This window comes from Deltaproteobacteria bacterium, from assembly GCA_016178705.1.
In the GTDB taxonomy this organism is placed as follows: domain Bacteria; phylum Desulfobacterota; class Binatia; order HRBIN30; family JACQVA1; genus JACOST01.
In genome coordinates, this window is the sequence record JACOST010000031.1 from 277,519 (window position 1) to 296,750 (window position 19,232).

Annotated in this window: 16 protein-coding genes; 3 read left to right on the forward strand and 13 right to left on the reverse strand. The window is 63.4% G+C overall.

The window, feature by feature from the left end:
• Positions 1 to 3 precede the first annotated feature (3 nt).
• The 7 genes from HYR72_24390 to HYR72_24420 all read right to left on the reverse strand — a co-directional run bounded on the left by HYR72_24390 (position 4) and on the right by HYR72_24420 (position 6,226).
• Entirely contained in the window at positions 4 to 735 is a 732-nt protein-coding gene (locus tag HYR72_24390; protein ID MBI1818132.1) for a hypothetical protein, read from the reverse strand.
• Positions 732 to 2,054 (reverse strand): hypothetical protein, encoded by a 1,323-nt coding sequence (locus tag HYR72_24395; protein ID MBI1818133.1) that lies wholly within the window; start codon positions 2,052 to 2,054, stop codon positions 732 to 734. Before HYR72_24395 ends, HYR72_24390 begins: the two co-directional genes overlap by 4 nt.
• The gene (locus tag HYR72_24400) at positions 2,041 to 2,802 is read right to left on the reverse strand and encodes an ABC transporter ATP-binding protein (protein MBI1818134.1); all 762 of its coding nucleotides are present in this window, start codon (positions 2,800 to 2,802) and stop codon (positions 2,041 to 2,043) included. The genes HYR72_24395 and HYR72_24400 overlap by 14 nt, the downstream gene beginning before the upstream one ends.
• A 71-nt stretch (positions 2,803 to 2,873) precedes the next feature.
• Positions 2,874 to 3,953 (reverse strand): MBL fold metallo-hydrolase, encoded by a 1,080-nt coding sequence (locus HYR72_24405; GenBank protein ID MBI1818135.1) that lies wholly within the window; start codon positions 3,951 to 3,953, stop codon positions 2,874 to 2,876.
• Positions 3,950 to 4,765 carry a sterol desaturase family protein gene (locus HYR72_24410; GenBank protein MBI1818136.1) on the reverse strand — a complete coding sequence of 272 codons (816 nt, stop codon included), beginning with the start codon at positions 4,763 to 4,765 and terminating at the stop codon, positions 3,950 to 3,952. The genes HYR72_24405 and HYR72_24410 overlap by 4 nt, the downstream gene beginning before the upstream one ends.
• Before the next feature lie 79 nt (positions 4,766 to 4,844).
• Positions 4,845 to 5,771: a sigma-70 family RNA polymerase sigma factor gene (locus HYR72_24415; protein ID MBI1818137.1), complete on the reverse strand. Its 927-nt coding sequence runs from the start codon at positions 5,769 to 5,771 to the stop codon at positions 4,845 to 4,847.
• Positions 5,772 to 5,911: 140 nt separating this feature from the next.
• Entirely contained in the window at positions 5,912 to 6,226 is a 315-nt protein-coding gene (locus HYR72_24420) for a hypothetical protein (protein ID MBI1818138.1), read from the reverse strand.
• 333 nt (positions 6,227 to 6,559) lie between these two features.
• On the opposite strand from HYR72_24420, the gene HYR72_24425 reads away from it, so the two are divergent.
• Together HYR72_24425 and HYR72_24430 are read left to right on the forward strand one after the other, a co-directional pair.
• Positions 6,560 to 7,906 carry a TolC family protein gene (locus tag HYR72_24425; GenBank protein ID MBI1818139.1) on the forward strand — a complete coding sequence of 449 codons (1,347 nt, stop codon included), beginning with the start codon at positions 6,560 to 6,562 and terminating at the stop codon, positions 7,904 to 7,906.
• A complete protein-coding gene (locus HYR72_24430; protein MBI1818140.1) occupies positions 7,899 to 11,045 on the forward strand; it encodes a CusA/CzcA family heavy metal efflux RND transporter in 3,147 nt (1,048 codons plus the stop codon). Before HYR72_24425 ends, HYR72_24430 begins: the two co-directional genes overlap by 8 nt.
• A 481-nt stretch (positions 11,046 to 11,526) precedes the next feature.
• On the opposite strand, the gene HYR72_24435 is transcribed toward HYR72_24430, so the two are convergent.
• The 6 genes from HYR72_24435 to HYR72_24460 form a co-directional block, all read right to left on the reverse strand.
• Positions 11,527 to 12,045: a hypothetical protein gene (locus tag HYR72_24435; protein ID MBI1818141.1), complete on the reverse strand. Its 519-nt coding sequence runs from the start codon at positions 12,043 to 12,045 to the stop codon at positions 11,527 to 11,529.
• A 113-nt stretch (positions 12,046 to 12,158) separates the two neighbouring features.
• A complete protein-coding gene (locus HYR72_24440) occupies positions 12,159 to 12,815 on the reverse strand; it encodes a hypothetical protein (GenBank protein MBI1818142.1) in 657 nt (218 codons plus the stop codon).
• A gap of 5 nt (positions 12,816 to 12,820) precedes the next feature.
• Positions 12,821 to 13,957, reverse strand: a complete 1,137-nt coding sequence (locus HYR72_24445; GenBank protein ID MBI1818143.1) for a chromate transporter — start codon at positions 13,955 to 13,957, stop codon at positions 12,821 to 12,823.
• A gap of 56 nt (positions 13,958 to 14,013) precedes the next feature.
• Entirely contained in the window at positions 14,014 to 14,910 is an 897-nt protein-coding gene (locus HYR72_24450; GenBank protein ID MBI1818144.1) for a DUF1259 domain-containing protein, read from the reverse strand.
• A 50-nt stretch (positions 14,911 to 14,960) separates the two neighbouring features.
• Entirely contained in the window at positions 14,961 to 15,935 is a 975-nt protein-coding gene (locus HYR72_24455) for a chromate resistance protein (GenBank protein MBI1818145.1), read from the reverse strand.
• Positions 15,936 to 16,058: 123 nt separating this feature from the next.
• Positions 16,059 to 17,099 (reverse strand): DMT family transporter, encoded by a 1,041-nt coding sequence (locus HYR72_24460; GenBank protein MBI1818146.1) that lies wholly within the window; start codon positions 17,097 to 17,099, stop codon positions 16,059 to 16,061.
• 413 nt (positions 17,100 to 17,512) lie between these two features.
• Here HYR72_24460 and HYR72_24465 point away from each other — a divergent pair, with 413 nt between their 5' ends.
• Entirely contained in the window at positions 17,513 to 19,219 is a 1,707-nt protein-coding gene (locus HYR72_24465) for an ammonium transporter (protein ID MBI1818147.1), read from the forward strand.
• The last annotated feature ends 13 nt before the right edge of the window (positions 19,220 to 19,232 follow it).

Sequence of the window (19,232 nt, forward strand, 5' to 3'; positions counted from 1 at the left end):
CTCCTAACGCGCATCTCGCGCGACGGTGAAATCGTCGAACAGTACCTGTGAATCGGCCTTCGACCACAGGCCACACCGTCCCGACGGCTGGGTGTCGGTGTCGCGCGTGAGTCGTTCCTGCCCATCGACGTCGACCGCGAGGTTGCGCCCCTGCAATCTGACTTTCAGCGTGTGCCACGTGCGCGTGGGTGTACTGACGCCACGCACCGTGTCGATGATGGTCCGCTTCCCGCGCACGACTCGGAAAAAGAGCAGGTTGTCTTCCAATGCGTTCGCCCGCACACCGAAGTAAGAGCCGTCGGGCGCAATGCCCCAAGCAATCCCAGCTCCCTGATCGATGCGGCCGTCCTGCGGATAGAACCGCACCGACATAGTTAGATCGTCGCCAGAACAATCGCCTTGCCACACTGCGAGTGGGAAGTAGGCGTAGGACTTCACGCCATCGAGAAACTCGGCGTAGCGCTCGCCATACAGCCGTCGTGCCTGATCGGCCAGATTCGCCGACGGCACGCCTTGGCGCCACTTGCTGCCGTCGACGAGGAGTCCGTGGGCGCCGGCGAGGTCGGCGACATACCAGTCGCCAACGACTGCCTCGAAGGATGTCGGAGGCGCACCGGGCGCATCGCTATTGAAATTCACAACCAGCGGTGTCGCCGGGGTAGTCGGCAATTCCGCCGGCACCGCGCTCGCCCCCATGAGTGCGACGACCGCGATGATCATCCAGCGACGAATCATGGTGACCTCCCTCTCATTGTCCGCGTCGACCATAGCCCTGCCAGGATACATGCCGCGGGGAGACCGAGATAGGCGATGAGAAGAGTCAGCGTGCGGCGCTGCCCGTCTATCACCAGCGGGTACCCCGGGTACTCGGCGGTCGACCAATCTGGGACGGGCCGGCCGGTGGCTTCGAACAGCAACGTGACGATCTCTTTGCGGCTCGTCGAGTAGGTCACCCGTGTCTGATCGCCAACGTGAACGATGATTCGACCATATCCCTCATCACGCTCGCCGACCGCCGGCGCGGGCTGCTCGTCGAGCGGGGTTCGTACTTCCACGTCCGAACGCGCCAACCGCAGCTTCACTACCACGTCACCTTCGAGTTGCTGCCGGCGCGCATCGTCTCGGTCGAGGTAGACCTCAAGAGATACCGCTCCGGGTATTTCCCGGAGTCCTGCGCTGACGGCGGGGGGCAGCGAGACGCGATTGAACTCGGTGCAATCGAAGACTATGCGCACACGGTTGGCGCCCAGACCGGCGCCCGCCGTCAGGGCCATGATGAGGATCGCAAAAGCCACCCGTCGTCGGCGCGGTACGTCGAAGCGGGTACCCACATAGGCGATTGCGAACGCTCCGATTGTGGTGACGCCCATCCACAAACACGCGCCGAACGATAGCGTCCCGCGTTCCATGGGCGTGAGATGCGTGCTCACCGACCAGTCGAGGGCGCGACCGAGCCAAGCCAGGGCGGCGAAGCCTTCCGATGCATCGATGGCCCACGAAGCGGCGACGATAACGATGGTAGCAGTTGCGGCTTGCGCCAGGGTGTTGGTCCACGCGGCGGCGGCCATCGCCAGCGCGGCAACCAGGATGACGTACAGCGCCTGGCCAAGCAGCGCTGCCGCCGTCTCGCCGAGGGCAAGATGGCCACCCAGCACCACCCAGAGTCCGAACAGTCCGATGGGAGCTATGGCCTGGAGCGCGAGGCTCATGACACCCGCCACGCCTTGCGTCGCGAGGACACGCATCGGCGAGGTGGTCTGCAAGAGCAAGCTATGGAAAGTCCGGCGCTCCTTTTCGATCGCGAGAGGCCGGACGGCGACGACGGCACCGAGCAAGGAGACGGCGAAGTACAGACCACCCAGCGTTGGCCGCACGATGCCGAGGAGTGGATCGAACTCGCGTGACATCAACCGATTCGTCAGCGCCGACCGAGAGCCAGCGGAGTACAGATCGGTTGCGAGGACAAAGCTGTGACCGACAAGCAGCGCGGACAGCGCCGCTTGCAACCACGTGACCTGCGCCCGAAACATGATCGAGAGTTCACGGCGCAACATGGGCCACCTTGGTTTGGAGAATCCGCAGGAACACTTCTTCGAGCGGCGCTGTTGGGCAAGCGATCTGTGCCCGCAAGTCCGGAAGGGTACCAACCGCGATCAGTCGCCCGCTGTCGAGCAGCACGACCCGCGAGGCGATCTTCTCGGCGTCGGCCATTTGATGGATGCTCATCAGGAAAGACACACCCGCACGAGCGCGCTCTCGCAGCACGTCGACAATGCCGATCAGCTGCAACGGATCGAAGACTCCGAGCGGTTCGTCGAGTACGACAACCGGGCGGTCACTGCACAGCGCGCCGAACAACATCAAGCGGCGCTTTTCGCCACGCGACAACTCGCCGACCAACGCCGATCGCAGCGGCGTGAGCGTCAGTGCGGCCAGCAACTCATCACCCGCATCGGTTGAACCGGCACTGCGGCGCGCGTGTTCGATGAAGGCGGCGACGCGCACTTCCGCCGGCGGCTCGGCGGCATCAGGCATGAAGGCGAATACGCGCGCTCGATCGCGGAATCCGCCAATTGGCTGTCCCTGATACCGCACGCATCCCTCGGCCAGCGGCAAGACTCCGACGACGGCTTCGAGGAGCGAGGTCTTTCCCGCGCCGTTGGGGCCAATCACCGCGACGATCTCTCCCGGCCGTACCTCGAATGAGACGTCGACCAACACCGGCCAGCCGCCCCGACGCGCAGATACCGACTCGATGATGAGCCCAGCCTCTGGCGAACTGCGCCGGACGACTTCGTGCATTCCAGTAGTCTGCTACAGGATGCCGGCGCTTCACAACCGCAGCTTCGCGGCACTTTGGTCCGCGCGCAGCACTACAGAAGATTTCTCGTGCTGAGCTCGCCACCACCGGCCGGGAGACTCATCAGGTCTCCATCATTGGCGATGAGCAACGGCCCGGAAAAGTGTTGACGGGCATCGCCCAGAAACGGGCCTTCGAGGGCGCCCAACGGCACCGGCGGAATGAAGTGGGTGAAGACCAATGCGTGCACTTGAGCCTCGGTTGCCTCGTCCGCGGCATCCGACGGGGACGTGTGAAAGGAGCCGGTGTCGTGGAAGAGGTGGGCGGGAGCGTTGCGGCCGGATGCCTGAGCCGTCTCTTCCAACACGCCGACGAGACGCGGTGACCTAGCCTCGTGAACCAGCAGATCAGCGCCGGTCGCGACCCGCACCAGGTTGCTCGACTTGGCGGTGTCGCCACTCACCACGATGCTGCGCCCCTTGTAGTCGAAGCGATAGCCGACTGCTGGAAGGACCGGCTCGTGATTGACGTTGAAAGCGGTGATGCGCAGACCATCGTGATCAAGGATGACGACCGATTGGTCTCCGTTGGCGAGCTCAAACGGACGCGCCGTCAGCCCAAACCCCGATGGCGCGGCGATCGCGGGTCCATGATGAGCAATGCGGAAGGTTCCGTTCAGGGCGTGGACCTCGTTGAAGCCGTTGACCACGCGTTCGACGCCGGCCGGCCCAATGACGACCAACGGCGCTTGCGCACTGCCGGCCAACCAGTGCAGCTCGCCCAGCTGGCCAAGGCCGTCGATGTGGTCGGAGTGAAAGTGGGTCAAGAGAACCGCTTCGATCCGTCCGGACTGCAGACCCATGCGCGCGATGACGTCGGCCGCGCCGCGTCCGGCATCGACGATGAAGAGCCGGCCACCGGCGACGATCGCGGTGCAGGGACCCGAACGAGTTGGGGAGGGAAACGGCGAACCCGTGCCGCAGAATCCGACATGCAGACCATCTGGAAGCGTGCTGATCGTGTCGGTAAAGATCGAGTTGGTGGCAACTCTTCGCATCAGCGCAACGCTAATCTCGCCGCGAGTCAGATAGGCCGCGCAACCGGCGAGAGCTAGCACCATGAAGCCAAACAGTATCGTCGTGCGGCGCCTCATGCAGAGATCTCCGGAATCGTTTCCGATTCCACCACCTGGAACGGCATCGCAAGTAGTTCCGTAAGCGAGTTGGCGTGCAGCGGATCTACGTCGTCGAGTCCGTAGACGACCGAGAAGGCTCGCTCGGTCGGTGTGAAGGTGCGAAGGATGCGGTCGTAGATCGAAAGAATGTTGCCGTAGTTCGAATTCGTCTCGACGCTATCGCGGGAGTGATGCACCTTATGCATGTTGGGGGTCACCCAGACCAACGACAAGGCGCGGTCGAGCGGTGGCCAGAGCCGGATATTGGCATGCTCCAGGCCCCCGTTGATCACGGTGAGCAGCCGCTGGAGCACAACCGCCTCGGCCGGTAGGCCCAAGATCCACACCGGGATCACGATGAACAAGAAGCGCCACACGCCTTCTATCGGATGGTTGCGGAACGTCGTCGTGACATCGACGAACGGATCACTGTGATGAATCCGGTGAGCTCGCCACAGGGTCGGCGACATGTGCATCGCCCGGTGCGCGAGATAGCCGAAAGAAAAGTCGATCACGACGAAGCCGACGACGATCTGTGCGGCGAGCGGGACCCCGAGCCGCGTCATGAGGCCGGGGGCTTGCAGTGACAAAGCGAGCGCGACCACAGCCGCAGTCCAATTCAATGCCCAGTTCACGGCGAGCGTCACGCCGGTCAAGCCCAGATTGACAGTGCGGTGTGCCCGCTGCGCCGGCGTTGGTGTGAACAACGGTAGCGCCAGTTCGACAAAGGCGCTCAGCCCCATGGTCACCGAGATGATCGTTAAATTTGTCAGGAATTCGCGTGCGTTCATGACTGCTGTCCCTCTCTCTATTGGCAAGAACGTTTCAGGTCAGGAAAGCGGTACGGCAACTGCGTGAGACAACCGACTATCAGTGACAGGTTGGCTTCTCCGCTGAGAGATGCTGCAGCTTGGTGGGATCGCGCACGATGCGCAGCGCGGCGATGCGGCCCGCACGCGTTTCGACATGGATGGAGGCGACGAAGGCGCCGGCAACGCCCTCCAGCGCAACGACCACCGCGGGCTCGCCGTTGAGCCGGCGGATGCTCGCGCGCAGCGGCACGGCGAGGCGCCGGTTGGCATTGGCCCACTGGCGCGACACGGCGCGGATGCCGAACGTCGGCTTTTTCGCCGCTTGAACTACACCACCGCCGTCGACGATGCCCCACACCTCTTCGTCGAGTAGCTCGGTTACGGCGTCGACCGAGCGCAGCGCGATCGCGCGCACCAAGCGATCGACAACCCCGCGATCGGCCACTGGATCGACATCGATGCGGTGGCGGCTGCGCGCCAGCGCCGTCCGCGCGCGATTGACAAGAGCCTTTGCTGCGTTCGCATTGGTCCCGAGTGAGTCGGCGATTTCGCTCAATGGATAGTCGCACACATCGTGAAGAATCAGCGCCGCGCGCTGGCGCCCCGAGAGTCGTTGCAGCGCCACGATGACCGCGAAGCGAACGTCGTCTTTCATGATCGTCGCGGCCTCGGGACTCGGCCCCGGCGCGACGCCAGGAAGAAGTTCCGGATCGTCGAGTGGATCGGCCAGATCGGTGACGCGGCGGACGATCTTTTGATGTCGTTGATGATCGAGGCAGACCGTGGTGGCGATGCGGACAAGCCAACCGTCGAGCCGTTCGTGATTCGCCAACGTGTCTTCGCGCTCGATGGAACGGGCGATCGCCTCCTGGCTGAGGTCATCGGCGTCGTGGCGGCTGCCGGTCATGCGGTAGCACAGACCCCACAGCCGCTTTCGGTTCCGCTCGATCGCGGCAAGCAGCGTGCTGGATGGCGTGGAGTTCAAAAGATCGGCTCTAATCAGCGAGAACGTTTCAAGCGAGGCAAATGGTACGCGCGAGATGAGGGACGCTTTGACACGCTGAATCGCATGGGTCGGAGGCTATCATGGAAGTTCCCCACGGAGGGAGTCAGGTAAGCTCTGGGCTATTCTGCGGGGCGCGTGGGTTCAAGTTGACCCGGCGTGCTGGACGGCGTATCTCTCGCCGCGTGATCAGGTTGCGGCCGCTCCTCACGGTGCTTCTCATGGCGGTATGGATACCCATCCAATGCCCGTGGGCGGGTGCGCTGGCGATTCTCGTGCACGAGGCAGACGAGGTACATGAGGCCTCTCTGTCTTGGAAACACGGTCATCTGCACGTCGTTCTTCAACATCCTCGAACCGCGTCCGAGCACGCTGCCCAAACCCGTCGAGACGGTATCATCCAGGTCAGCGCCACCCATGATGAGGATGCGGATCATGTTTTCCATCCATTGACGCTGGGTCAGTTCCTTCGTGCCAGTGCGACGAATCTTCCTGCGTACGCTCGGCTCTGCTCTGGCTTAGCGCGTTCACGGTGCGCCGCGATGCCTGAGCACAGGGTTGCCTCTTGGCGCGCGCTTGCTCTGTCGCGGTCCAGCCCGGAAATCGACTCTCCTCGAACCACCATTCTGGTGATCTGATCCTCTCTCGCACATTGGTCGGTCGGCGGCTTCCTGGCGTAGTGCCATCCCCGCCGTTCGCGGTAGCCGTCCTGTTGTGTGACGGCATCCTTCACCTCCAGCGTTTGGGAACGAGAGAGTTGAGTTTACCCCATGGGGCAGATTTCTCCGACTATACAAGGGGCCGTGATGCTCCTCATGCTGCTTCGAAGCGCATTGACTTTCGCCGTCGAACCCTCGCCGGTTGCCGTGGATGCGCTCGTGGCCGAGACCGTTGCACGAAACCCCGAGCTGCAATTTTACGAAGCGGAGATCGCCGCGGCCCGCGGCGGGAGCACCTCCGCGGGCGCGTGGGCGAACCCGGAATTAGGCAGCGAGCTCGGGCACAAGAGCGTACACGATCTTGGTGGGAACAACATCGGTGACGGACCGAGCTGGTCGGTGTCGCTGTCCCAGACGTTTGAATTTCCTGGGCGTCTCAGCCTGCGGAAGGCCATCGCAAACCGACAGGTCGAACTGGCAGAACTCGGACTTCAACAATTTCGCGCTGCGCTCGCCATGCGAGCGCGCTCGCTCGCGTATCGGTTGCTTGCGGCGCAACAGCGCGCAGCAGCGGCGGACGAGGTGTCGAAGCGGTTTCAGGATTTGCTTGCTGTCCTGGTTCAGCGCGATGTCGCCGGAATCGCCCCCATGCTGGAGACGCGCATCGTCGAGGCCAGTGCCCTGACGCTGAACCGCCGCTCAAGCGAGGCCCGCATCGCGGCGCGCGATGCGCAGTTCGAGTTGAACCAATTGCGCGGGCTACCGATCTCGACGCCGGTCGAGGTGTCGCGCACCCACCTTCCGTTGAAACCAGCCCCCGCGCTGGACACGCTCCTTGCCACCGCGCGCGAGCGGAACTTCAGCATCCGCGCGCGTATCGCCGAACTTGAGCAGCAAGGCCTTCGTGTACAGCTGAGTCGAAACGAACGATGGCCGTCCGTGCGGGTGGCGCCCTTCATCAAAGAGGAGAATGCGGGGGACAGAGAGCGTCAGGTTGGCCTGGGCGTGAGCATTCCGCTGCCTCTGCTCAACCTCAACGCCGGTAACATAGAAGCCGCGAAGGCGCGGGAGACGCAGGCGGAGGTGGCGCTGACCGTTGCCTTGCGCGAGGTCGAGCGGAGAATCGCTGCTGCCCGCAACGCCTACGAGACCTTCCTCGCTGAGATAGCGAGATCGCCAACGGATGCGGTGCAGAAGTTTCGCGACGCTGCTCGCATGGGCGACGAACACTATCGCCTCGGAGCGCTCCCGATAGGCACATACACCGCGCTGCAAACACAGTATCTCGACGCCGTCGACGCGCTGCTGAGCACGCAAGCCGACGCTCTCGAAGCCCGGCAGCAACTCGAACTCTTCAGCGGGCTGAAGCTCGACGACGAGCCGGTCGCGGCAAGGAACACCGCGGCCGACCAGTCCCCACTCTCAAACCCTCTCCCGAGTCTCCCCGCAAATGACTGACAGGATTCTCGAGTTCGCACTCCGCAACCGCGCGCTGGTCCTGCTCGCTGCGTTTGGCTTGCTCGGAGCCGGCTCATGGTCAGCGGTGCATCTGCCCATTGACGCCGTGCCAGACATCACCGGCGTGCAGGTGCAGGTGAATACGGAAGTCTCAGCGCTGGCTGCGGAGGAATCGGAAAAGCTCGTCACGCGGCCCATCGAAGTGGAGCTTGCGGGCTTACCAGGCGTCGAGGAAATGCGTTCGCTGACGAAGTTCGGGCTCTCGCAGGTCACGCTGCAGTTTGCCGACGGCACCGACATCTACCGCGCGCGTCAGTTGGTTGCGGAGCGGTTGCAAAATGCGATCGAGCAATTGCCGCCGCGTACCACGCCGAAGCTCGCACCGATCAGCACCGGCCTGGGTGAAATCTTCTACTACAACGTTCAATACAAGCCCGACGCGCGGCACAAGCCGGCGAGCGAGATGGACCAGCTCATCGAGTTGAGTGAGATCCAGGAATACGCGATCAAGCCGCTCCTCCGCACAGTTCCCGGCATCGTGGAGATCAACGGCAGCGGCGGGTACGAGAAGCAATACGTCATCCAGCCCAAGCCCGAGGCGTTAGAAGATGTCGGCATGACCTTCAGCGAGCTGGCGGAGATCATCGAGCAGAACGTCGAGAACGCGGGCGGCGGCATCATCAGCCGAGACGGCCAGCAACTCACCATCCGCGCCGTCAGCCGCGTAACGACGCCGGAGGAGATCGGCAACCTGCCGATCAAGTTCGGTGCGGCCGTGCGCCCGTTGCTGGTGAAGGACGTGGCCGAAGTAAGCTTCGGTACAAAGGTCCGTACCGGCGCCGCCACGCTGAACGGTCACGAGACTGTGATTGGTACAACGCTGATGCTCGCAGGGGAGAACGGCCGCGAAGTCGGCGAACGGGTGAAGGCGCGGATCGCCGAGATCCAAACGAAGCTGCCGGAGGGCGTGGAGATCGTCCCGCAGTACGACCGATCGCAGCTCATCGACCGCACGGTGGCGACGGTGAAGAACAACCTCTTCGAGGGCGCCATCCTCGTTGTCGCGGTGCTCCTCGCGTTGCTCGGCAACTGGCGCGCCGCGCTGATCGTCGCCACGGCCATCCCCTTGTCGTTTCTCTTCGCCCTCACCGGCATGTTGCGCGGCGGCGTCTCCGGGAATCTGATGAGCCTCGGCGCGGTCGATTTCGGTCTCATCATCGACGGCGCGGTGGTCATCGTCGAAAACATCGTCCGCCAGCTCGGGTCGCGCCAGCACAAGCTGGGACGCGTGCTCACCGACCAAGAACGCTCCGCAGTCGTGCTCGCCGCCAGCAAGCAGGTCGGCTCGCCCATGTTCTTCGGTGTGGTCATCATCACCATCGTCTATATCCCGATCCTCGCACTGTCCGGCATCGAAGGGAAAATGTTCCACCCGATGGCCATCACCGTCATGCTCGCGCTCGCCGGCGCGTTGCTCCTCGCTCTCACCCTCATGCCGGTGCTCTGCTCCTTCCTGCTTCGCGGGAAGATCGACGAAGGCGACAACGTCCTCATGCGCCTGGCCAAGGCCGCGTACGAGCCATCCCTACGGGCGGCGCTGAAGCTACGCTGGGTCGTCGTGGTTGCCGCTGTGTTGCTCTTCGCCGGCTCCCTCTTGGTCTTCGGGCGGCTCGGCGCCGAGTTCGTTCCGAAGCTTGATGAAGGCTCGATCACTGCAATGCTGTACAAGCCCGTCGGCATGAGCCTGGAGGCGTCGATGCAGACCGACATCGCCGTTGAAACTCTGCTGCTCAAGGAGTTCCCGGAGCTCAACCGCATTTTCTCGCGCATTGGTACCAGCGCCATCGCGTCCGATCCGATGCCGCCGAATGAGAGCGACGTATACGTCTTCTACAAGCCCCTGGCCGAATGGCCGAAGACAGCCGGCCGACCGACGAACAAAGCTGAACTGCGCGAGCGCATTGAGGCGGCCTTGAAGGAGATGAACCCCGAATACGACATCCTCTTCGCCCAGCCCATCGAGATGCGTTTCAACGAAATGCTCGAAGGCACCAAGACCGAGCTGTCGGTGAAGATATTCGGTACCGACTATGACGTGCTCGAGACGCTGGCGACGCAGATCAAGGCTATTCTCGAAACGACCCCCGGTGCGGCGCAGGTGGAGTACGAAACAGAAGGTCGCACGCCGCAGCTCCAGATCGAGGTGAAGCGCGCCGCCCTCCAACGTTACAGCCTCCAGGCGGGGGAGGTGAACAAGGCGGTCAGCGCCGCGCTCGGTGGGCAGATAGTTGGCTCAGTTGTCGATGGCAACCGCCGGCGCAGCATCGTGGTTCGGATGCCTGAACAACTCCGCGCTGACGATGAGCAGATCAAAAGGCTGCCACTCCGAGTCGGCGAGACTGGCCTCATTCGGCTCGGCAACGTTGTCGAGTTCAAAACGTTGAAGACCGTCGAACCGATCCGGCGCGACGATGGCCAGCGCCGCGCGGCGCTGATGGTGAATCTCGGCGGACGAGATGTGGAGAGCTTCGTGCACGATGCAGAACAGCGGATCAAGGAACGGGTGCAGCTTCCGGAGAACTACATCGTCGAGTTCGGCGGACAGTTCAAAAACTTGCAGGAAGCGCGTACGCGCCTCGCCGTGGTCGTCCCTTCCGCGCTCCTGCTCATCTTCATCCTCATCTTCCTCGCTTTCGGCAGCGTGCGACAGGCGCTCATCGTGTATTCCGGCATCCCACTCGCGATGACCGGTGGCGTCGCAGCGCTGTGGCTGCGCGGCATGCCATTCAGCATCACTGCAGCCGTCGGCTTCATTGCGCTCAGCGGAGTGGCCGTGCTCAACGGCTTAGTGCTGGTGACCTACTTCAACCAGCTTCGCGCGCAAGGCCGCACCATCCGCGACGCAGTGCTCGAAGGCTCCTTCACTCGCCTACGTCCGGTGCTCGTGACCGCGCTCGTGGCCTCTCTCGGATTCGTGCCGATGGCCATCGCCACCGGCGCGGGCGCGGAGGTGCAGCGGCCGCTCGCGACAGTTGTCATCGGCGGCGTAGCTAGTTCCACGGTGCTTACCCTGATCGTTCTGCCGGTGCTCTACTGGATGGTCCATCGTCAAGAAAACTTCGCTGGCCGCGCCACCTGAGGCAAATCCATTTCGATTCGGTGAAGGATGGGGATCTACTCTCTCAGAAATCCGATCGTCACCGCTCCACCTTTGTCGACGCAGGGATCTGGTCTCGAAAACACTCGCAGGATCTCGGACTCTGGTTTTGGCGGACCTCGTCCCGCTGCTCCGACTGCGCAAGGCGCCCCTGGTCGAACACCACACCGGGTGCTGGCTACGCTAGACGTCAGCATGACGGCTTGGGCCGCGCCGGCCGCGGAGGAGCACGATGCCCACCGTCGTGAGGAGCGCGGCAGCCACACCGCCAATCACGGTGGTTCCCACAGTACGACCGCCCGGATACAACATTCCCATCAGCCCTAGGGTGACGTGCCCCGATTCCACAGCCTCTTCGATCGCTCTCACCAGGGCTGGAGCAGACGAAACAAACTGTCCGCCGAGGAGCGCTCCGACGACTAGCATGAGCGCCCCAACGACCCGGGAGTTAGTAAAGCCAGGTCTAGTCGAGTCTCTCTCTGAGCGTCTTCCACGCTTTACCCTTCACGAGCTCGACCTCCGCAATCGGGTGCCCGTTCTTGAGCGACGGCGCGACGCTGACGGCTCGGTAGCCGCTGTGTTCCGCGACCGCCTTGGCCACTGCCTCGGTCAACGACGCTTTCGCTTTCGCCATCGCTGCGCTCTGGCTCTTGGCGGCTGCGAGATCGTCACCCTCAGTGATCGCCTCGCTCTTGGCAACCTTGCCGCTTTGCTGATCGACGACGACCTCGCTGAATTTCCCGTCCTTCTCCGCGTATACCGAGAGCTGCAGTTTCCCGTCTTCCACTTCGAACTTCGCTGAAATCGGCTTGCCCTCGCTCGCGCTCGCCGTCAGTCCAGCCCCGAGGGACACCTTCGCACTGCCCAGAGCTTTCGCGAGTTCCGCGTGTTCTTTCTCCCCGCTCTCCTCGGCCCACACGACCTGACTCCCGACCAGAGTTGCGAGCGTCATCGTCAGTACGTACCCAGTAACGTTTGTCATCGCCATTCTCCTTCTGAGACAAGTTGCCGCCCTGCGCTCTCACCTCGAGCAAGCCGCTCCGACCGGCGGAGCGCGGCCCTGACGCTGCCGCGCAGCACCCTTCATTCTCTCCGCTATTGCAGGAGCGCGGGGTGACAGCCCTGACATGGTCCAAGCACCTCTTGCGGCCAACGGTGATAGTCGATGAAGCCGAACGCTTCGCTCGTTGGCGCGTGCACCACGTGACACACAAGGCACTGCGCGTGGTGGCCGGCGTGGTCTTTCTCACGGTGAAAGCCGCGGAGACCCGCGGGCGCGTGACACTTCGTGCAACTGCGATCGGTGAGCGGATGGCGCATGCCTTCCCTCTCTTGCTGGTACTGCCCGGTGGTGTAGTGCGCGACGTCGAGGCCAGCGAAGAGCAGGACCGCAGCTCTGCCTTTCACCCCCTCACCGACGTGACAACTGATACAAGTGAAGTCGTTCTCCCGGCGGCGGTGAAACGCCGCGAGATCCGGCACCGCGGATGGAAGCTCGGCGCGAAAGCGGCCGTACTCGGCTTCGTGCAGGTGGCAGGACACGCAGAACGCGTCGTGCGACTCGATCAGGTACGCTGCGCGGTGCACGCCGTACGTCAGGGCAAGGTTCGCCACGCACCACAGCGGCACGAGCCCGACGAGCGCGGTACGCAGTGGCCACAGGCCGCGCCCGAGCGCCAGCGACGCACCCAGGAGCAGCGCAGTGATGATAAGAAAGCTGAAGAGTGTGACGCGCCAGAGCGCTGGGCTCATGAACGTTATCCTTTGACGAGAAGACCCACGACCCCAGCGGCTAGAATGACCACCGGTTCCGGAACCCGTCGCGCGTAGACCAACGCGAGCAAGGTGACGACACCGATGAGAGCCGTCGGCACGTCGACGATAGCGCGCCGGCCGAGGACGAAGGCCGCGCCAGCGATGGCCCCGGTGGCTGCCGCGGTTACGCCGTCGACGAAGGCTTTTACCCTCGGATCTTTTGCCGCCCGGCGGAAGTACCTCGCGGGAATGATCACGAACAGGTAGCAGGGTAGAAACACGCCGATCGCGGCCAACGTTGCGCCGACCGGACCACCCACCAGGTATCCAATGAAGGCCACGGTGATGACCACCGGCCCTGGAGTGATCATGGCGACCGCAACGGCATCGAGGAACTGTCGTTCGCTCAGCCAGTGGAACTGCCCGACCACACCACCGTGGAGGAACGGGACAATCGCAAGTCCACTGCCGAACACGAATGCCCCGGCCTCGGCGAAGTACAGGGCAATTTTCCACAGCGTCCCCACGCTCGCGGGTCCGGCGAGCCCCGCGACCAGCCACGTCGGTGCGATCGCCAACGCGGCAGCGCGGCTGTTGAAGCGCGGCCGCGCCTTGACGACGAGCGCCGTCACGCCGCTCAACACGAACAGCCACACCACTTCGCTCTCGGTCCACGCCGTCACCACGCCGCTCAGGACGAAGAGCGCCCACAAGAGCCGGTCCTTGCCGAGCGTCATCCGCACAAGTTTGTAGGCGCTGCGTCCGATGATGGCGATGACGGCGGCACCGATGCCATAGAACAGACCCTGCATCCACGCGAGGCCGCCAAAGCGCACGTAGACGGCAGAGAGCCCAAGCACCATCAGAAACGACGGCAGGATGAACGCCGCGCTCACCAGTGTCGCGCCGAGGTTCCCGGCGCGCACCCAGCCGAGGTAGATCGCGAGCTGCGCCGCCAGCGGCCCGGGCGCGAGCTGCGCCAGCGCCAGCCCCTCGACGTAGTCCTGTTGCGAGATCCACTTGCGCCGCTCGACCAAGTCGCGCTGCATGTAGCCGGCGAGAGCGATCGGCCCGCCGAACCCGAGCGCGCCGAGACGCAGGAAGTACGTAAGAAACTCGCGCAGCGTGCAGGGTGTCATCTCAGAGGTCGCGACTGCCACGGCGGGAGTCGTTGCTGCTTTCATGGAGCCCCGCGCTAGTGCTTCTGCGTGCCGAGCGCCGCCTTCAAGCCCTTCGCCAGCGCTTGCGTTGGGCCAACGCCCCAGTAGTGGAGGAACATGACTCGTGGCAACTCGCCGGTCATGTGTTGGTGGATGGCGACGATGTTGATGCCCGCTCCGCGCAACGCTTTGAGCACTCCCTGCAGCTCGGTTTCCAGCATGGCGAAGTCGCCGTCGACGACCGCCTTGTCGTCGGATCCGGCGAACGCCGCCCAGGTGTTGACGCCCATCGTGTTGCCGATCTCTGTGCCGTGCATCTTGGACGTGCGGCCGATGACGACCTTGTACACCCCGTCCTTTAGATCGCCCTTCGCACCCAAGACCGCTTCAATCTTGTCCGGCGCGAGCGAGGTCTTCCCTGGATCGATGTCCGCCGTGGGCACATCGCCCTTCCCACCGCTCGTGTCCTTGATCTTCGCGAAGACCTTCCCGACCGCGGCGGCGAGCGTGGCCTCGTCGCCCATGCCGCCGATGTGCATGAACATCACCCTCGGTGTGTCCCAGAAAAAATGGTTGTGCAGCGCGGTGACCTCGAGGCCGTTGTCGAGCGCCACGCTCATCACTGCGTTTACCTGATCTTCGAGGAGCACCGTGTCCCCCATGACCATGGTGTGCGAACCCGTGCGCTTGAAGGCCGCCCAGGAGGTCAACCCCATCGGTGGCGTGAGTCGGACTCCGGCTGCGGTGACCGAGAGGTCGTTCCGCGGCATCGAGACCTTGAACGCGCCCTCCTTCTCGTCGAGCTTTCCCTTGGCGCCGGTGAGTTGCTCGATCCTTATGGTGTCGAGCTTCGCACGCTCCGCGGCGATCGCCGTCCGCGCCATTGCAGCCGACGCTACCAGCGGCACGAGTATGAAAATCCACTTGCGCATCTTCCGTCTCCTTTCGTTCAGCCGATTCGGCCAAGTTGGGCACCGGGCACTCATCCCGGTTTTCTCTTGAAGTATTCGTAGAGGTCATCGAAGACGGCGGCGCCGCGTTCGAGACGTGCGCCATCGTCCTTGTGCGCCATGGCGATCCCGGCCACCAAGTGGTCGATGCCTGCCGCTTCGGGTCGGTCGAACTTCGCGTCCTTGAGGTCGATGTCGTGTACGATTTCCGCGATCGGCCGCAGCGCCGGTTCTTCCAAGTGGAACCGCTTCACCAACACCTCGAAGGTACAGTGATCGCCTTCGTGTGTGTACTCGGCTTGAAACATGTCGAAGCGTATCTCTCCGTCCCCGAGCTCGTAGCCCTTGCCTGGGACGAACTTGAATGTGGCGGTTGGATCTATGAAGCGTCGAATGAGCCACGCGCTGGCCATGCGGTCGATGTGAATCCCCTTGCGCGTGACCCAGGTCCCGCCGCGAACCGAGCGTGCCGTGGGCGCCGATCTGGCCGCAGATCCGTCGGGCTTGGCCTGAGCGCGTTGAGTGATGCTCGCTAGTAGGCCGTCCACCACCTCGCGACCGGGGGCACCAAAGAAGTCGATCGTCGCAATCTCCGCAAATCGCCGCTCAACGCGAGTCAGGCTGGTTTCGAGCTGGCTGCGTCGATCGTCGCCGATGTCCCGCCCGCGCGGCAGCGCTTTGAACAGACCGCGAAGGTCCTCGGCGAGTTGTGCGTAGTCGGCATCGCGTGCCGCGTGGAAAAGTCCTTCGAGCTGCTCATCCGAGAGTCCTTCGACAAATCGGGCCTCGCAGATCGAAGCGTCGCCACCGCGCTCCGCTATCTCGCGTAGAGTCCATTCGAGGTCCTCCCGTGCTTGCTCACTACACGGCAACACATAGACGGAATTCTTGACGGCCACGGCGCCTACGCGTTGAAGCCGTCGCCAGATCTTGACGCGTAGGTAGTTTGGCTTCGGCGGAAGCTGATGGATCAACAGAAGCCAGCGCGCCTTGCTTGGTTTGGCCATATCGAGAGAAGCAACTGGATCACTTCTGATACGGTCGTATCATTTTCGTTCGACCGGCTGCAACGGGGCCTCTCGGTAAGAACGAACGGCAGGTCTTTGCAGCACGCTGGGGAGGATTACGAATCAATCCTCGTGGGTATGCCGGTGGTGCAAGTCCGGCCAGTGCGGATGTGTGTGCGTGACGGGCACGTGCTCATGCCAGTGTGAATGTTCGCGCGTCGAATCGGCGTCGGGGTGCGGATGCGCGTGGTGTTGATCGTCGTGGCGATGACGGTGGATGTGACCGATGGCCTCGTGCGAGTGCAAATGAAGATGGCGATCGCGGAAGACGAGGGCCAGCGAGATCATCAGCCCAACTGCCGCCGTGATCTGGAGAAAGGAAATGTATTCGCCCAGGGCAACCGCCGACAGCAGCAAGCCGAAGAACGGTGCGCTGGCGAACAGGACCTGCGCTCGGATCGCGCCGAGACTCTGCGCCGCAGTGATGTAAAGCGCGATGCTGGCGCCATACGCGAGCGCGCCGACGGCGAGGGCCGCGAGCACCGGTCGAAGGGCGACGGTCGGACTTTCAAGGGCAAAGCTGAGAACGAGATTCACCGCGCCTGCGACAACGCCCTTCCAACAAGTGATCTGCGTCGGGCGCAGCCCGGAGACCAGAGCCGTGAGGTTGTTGTCGAGGCCCCAGGCCACACAGGCGGCCAGTGCGAGTGCCCCCGCCACCACGCCCGCAGGGCCTTGGCCCAGACAGAGCAAGGCGCTGGCGGCAATCGTTCCGGCGACTCCAAGCCAACCGGAACGGCTGAGATAGTCTCGGAAGAATACGCGGCCGAGCACGGCCGTCGCGGCCAATTCGAGCGCGAGCCAGAGCGCCACCGATCCGGCGGCCGCGCGTTGCAGCGCGAGCAGCAGAAGGACGGGGCCAACAACACCACCGCAGAAGATCGCGCCTAGCAATCTCATCTGCTGCAGCCGAGCCGATGGCCAGGGTAAACGCGGCGCCGCACCGCGAAGCATGGCGGGTAGCACGCCCAGGCCAGCCCCCAGGTAGAGGAGCGCGGCGGTCTGCAGCGGCGGCAGCTCGCGCAGTAGCAGCTTGCCCGCGGGCGCCGCGGCGCCGAACAACACCGCTGACATCAGTGCGAGGAGAAAGGGCGACCAGCTCATCGAATTCAAGCGACGCCGACAGTAGCAGGCGTCGCATCGGGCGTCGACGGGAGCGAGAGGGAGATCGCCCCGGGTTGATTCGTGTTCCGGCGATCTCGCGAGCCTGTGCCTTCGCCCCAACAGCGCAGTTGAGTTTGATGCAATGCCCTAACAATGGGCAGCGCTGGCCAGACTCTAGGCAACTACTGATCGCGTGGCAGTCGCTGCGCACGCGGTGCGCTTGCCTTCCAGTGGCATCGGCATTGCAGTTTGCAACGTGTTGCGGACTCGGAAGAGCCGTGGCGCGCATTGGTTGCGTTGCCAGCACCGAGAATCAATGGACCCTGTCACTGTCACCAGTAGGTGTGATGGTGAGAGGGCAAGGGTCTAGGTCGGCGAACAGGGATCGCCGACTTGGGGAGAAAGGAGTGAGAATGAGGTCCGGTCGTCTATTCATCGCGTCCATCTGTGTATTCACTATAGCGCTGCTAAGCAGCCCGTCGCATGTGCGGGCCGACGAAGAGGCACCCGCCGCTGCGCCACCGCTGCCGGCATACTTCTCAGGCACCAACGCGGATCCCGCCAAGCCACTGTGGCCAGACCAGACCGGTGCGGCATCCGGAGCCTGGGCGGCGCCCGCCGGTGACAGCAAAGGCGATACGCCGGCGACACTGTCGTTGCCCGACGTCTACGATCGGGTCGCGCACAATCTCTTCTCCATCAACTTCGTGTGGACGCTCGTCACCGGATTTCTGGTGATGTTCATGCAAGCGGGGTTCATGTACGTCGAGACTGGGTTGTGCCGCGCGAAGAACGCGGCGCATACCTCGGCGATGAACTTCATGATCTATCCGCTCGGTTGCTTAGGATTCTGGGCCTACGGCTTTGCCCTCGGATGGGGTAACTGGTTCAACGGCCCGGTCCCGCCGGGTTGGTATGCTTCGCTCGGGCCTGGCCTGGCGGTCCTCAACGGAGGCATCGGGCTCGGTGCGGCCGTTGATGCCGCCGGCAATGCTACTGGTGCTTACACATACGGATTGATGGGTACCAAGGGATTCTTTCTCAGCAGCTCAGTCGGCGACGTTGGGGTGCTTGCACTGTTCTTCTTCATGATGGTGTTTATGGACACCACGGCGACGATTCCGACCGGGGCGATGGCGGAACGTTGGTCGTGGAAGAACTTTTGTCTCTACGGTTTGTGGGTCGCGTTGCCGTACTGCATCTACGCGAACTGGCTGTGGGGAGGAGGCTTCCTGGCCCAGGGTGGGGTCAATTGGGGATTGGGACACGGCGCCGTCGACTTCGCCGGGTCGGGTGTCGTCCATGGAATGGGCGGCATCATTGGGCTTGCGGGGGCGATGGTGATCGGCCCGCGCATCGGCAAATACTCCCAGGGCAAGCCGCAGGCGTTGCCGGGGCACGACATTCCGATGGTCGTACTCGGCACGTTCATCCTGGCGTTCGGCTGGTTCGGCTTCAATCCCGGTTCGTCGCTAGCCGGGACGGACTTACGCATCAGTTACATCGTCGTCAACACCATGTTGGCGAGCATCACCGCCGCCATCGGGGCAATGCTGACGCTGCAGGTGAAGGGGCTCAAGCCGGATCCCACGATGCTGTGCAACGGTATGTTGGCCGGCCTGGTTGCGATCACTGCGCCCTGCGCATTTGTCGATCCTTGGGCCGCCGCACTCATCGGCCTGATCGCTGGAGTGCTGGTGGTGGTGAGCGTGTTCTTCTGGGAAGCCCGCGGCGTCGACGATGTGGTCGGTGCAATCTCGGTACACGGCGTGGGCGGACTCTGGGGCGTGCTGTCGGTCGGAATTTTCTCCACCGGGCAATATGGTGCCGGCTGGAACGGTGTGGTGCGTGATGCGTTCGTAAAGGAATACGGCGCTGACGGTGTTCGCGGCCTGCTGTACGGCGACTTCTCGCAGTTCGTGATGCAGTTCATTGATTGCGTCGTGCTCGTAGTCTTCGGATTCGTGATGGCGTACGCCTGGTTCAAGATCAGCGATCTCATCACGCCGATTCGCGTCAGTGCGGAAACTGAGATGGAAGGCCTCGACGGACCGGAGATGGGCGCGATTGCCTACCCGGACTTTGCCGTGCACGGCGGCACCAAGAAGGTGATCGGATGACGGCGGCGCAGCG

Excerpts from the sequence above, each read along its gene's own strand:
- HYR72_24460 (MBI1818146.1), bottom strand. The coding sequence starts at position 17,099 with ATGAGCTGGTCGCCCTTTCTCCTCGCACTGATGTCAGCGGTGTTGTTC.
- HYR72_24430 (MBI1818140.1), top strand. The coding sequence starts at position 7,899 with ATGACTGACAGGATTCTCGAGTTCGCACTCCGCAACCGCGCGCTGGTC.
- HYR72_24445 (MBI1818143.1), bottom strand. The coding sequence starts at position 13,957 with ATGACACCCTGCACGCTGCGCGAGTTTCTTACGTACTTCCTGCGTCTC.
- HYR72_24440 (MBI1818142.1), bottom strand. The coding sequence starts at position 12,815 with ATGAGCCCAGCGCTCTGGCGCGTCACACTCTTCAGCTTTCTTATCATC.
- HYR72_24420 (MBI1818138.1), bottom strand. The coding sequence starts at position 6,226 with ATGATCCGCATCCTCATCATGGGTGGCGCTGACCTGGATGATACCGTC.
- HYR72_24425 (MBI1818139.1), top strand. The coding sequence starts at position 6,560 with ATGGGGCAGATTTCTCCGACTATACAAGGGGCCGTGATGCTCCTCATG.
- HYR72_24390 (MBI1818132.1), bottom strand. The coding sequence starts at position 735 with ATGATTCGTCGCTGGATGATCATCGCGGTCGTCGCACTCATGGGGGCG.
- HYR72_24455 (MBI1818145.1), bottom strand. The coding sequence starts at position 15,935 with ATGGCCAAACCAAGCAAGGCGCGCTGGCTTCTGTTGATCCATCAGCTT.
- HYR72_24395 (MBI1818133.1), bottom strand. The coding sequence starts at position 2,054 with ATGTTGCGCCGTGAACTCTCGATCATGTTTCGGGCGCAGGTCACGTGG.
- HYR72_24400 (MBI1818134.1), bottom strand. The coding sequence starts at position 2,802 with ATGCACGAAGTCGTCCGGCGCAGTTCGCCAGAGGCTGGGCTCATCATC.
- HYR72_24435 (MBI1818141.1), bottom strand. The coding sequence starts at position 12,045 with ATGACAAACGTTACTGGGTACGTACTGACGATGACGCTCGCAACTCTG.
- HYR72_24410 (MBI1818136.1), bottom strand. The coding sequence starts at position 4,765 with ATGAACGCACGCGAATTCCTGACAAATTTAACGATCATCTCGGTGACC.
- HYR72_24450 (MBI1818144.1), bottom strand. The coding sequence starts at position 14,910 with ATGCGCAAGTGGATTTTCATACTCGTGCCGCTGGTAGCGTCGGCTGCA.
- HYR72_24405 (MBI1818135.1), bottom strand. The coding sequence starts at position 3,953 with ATGAGGCGCCGCACGACGATACTGTTTGGCTTCATGGTGCTAGCTCTC.
- HYR72_24465 (MBI1818147.1), top strand. The coding sequence starts at position 17,513 with ATGAGGTCCGGTCGTCTATTCATCGCGTCCATCTGTGTATTCACTATA.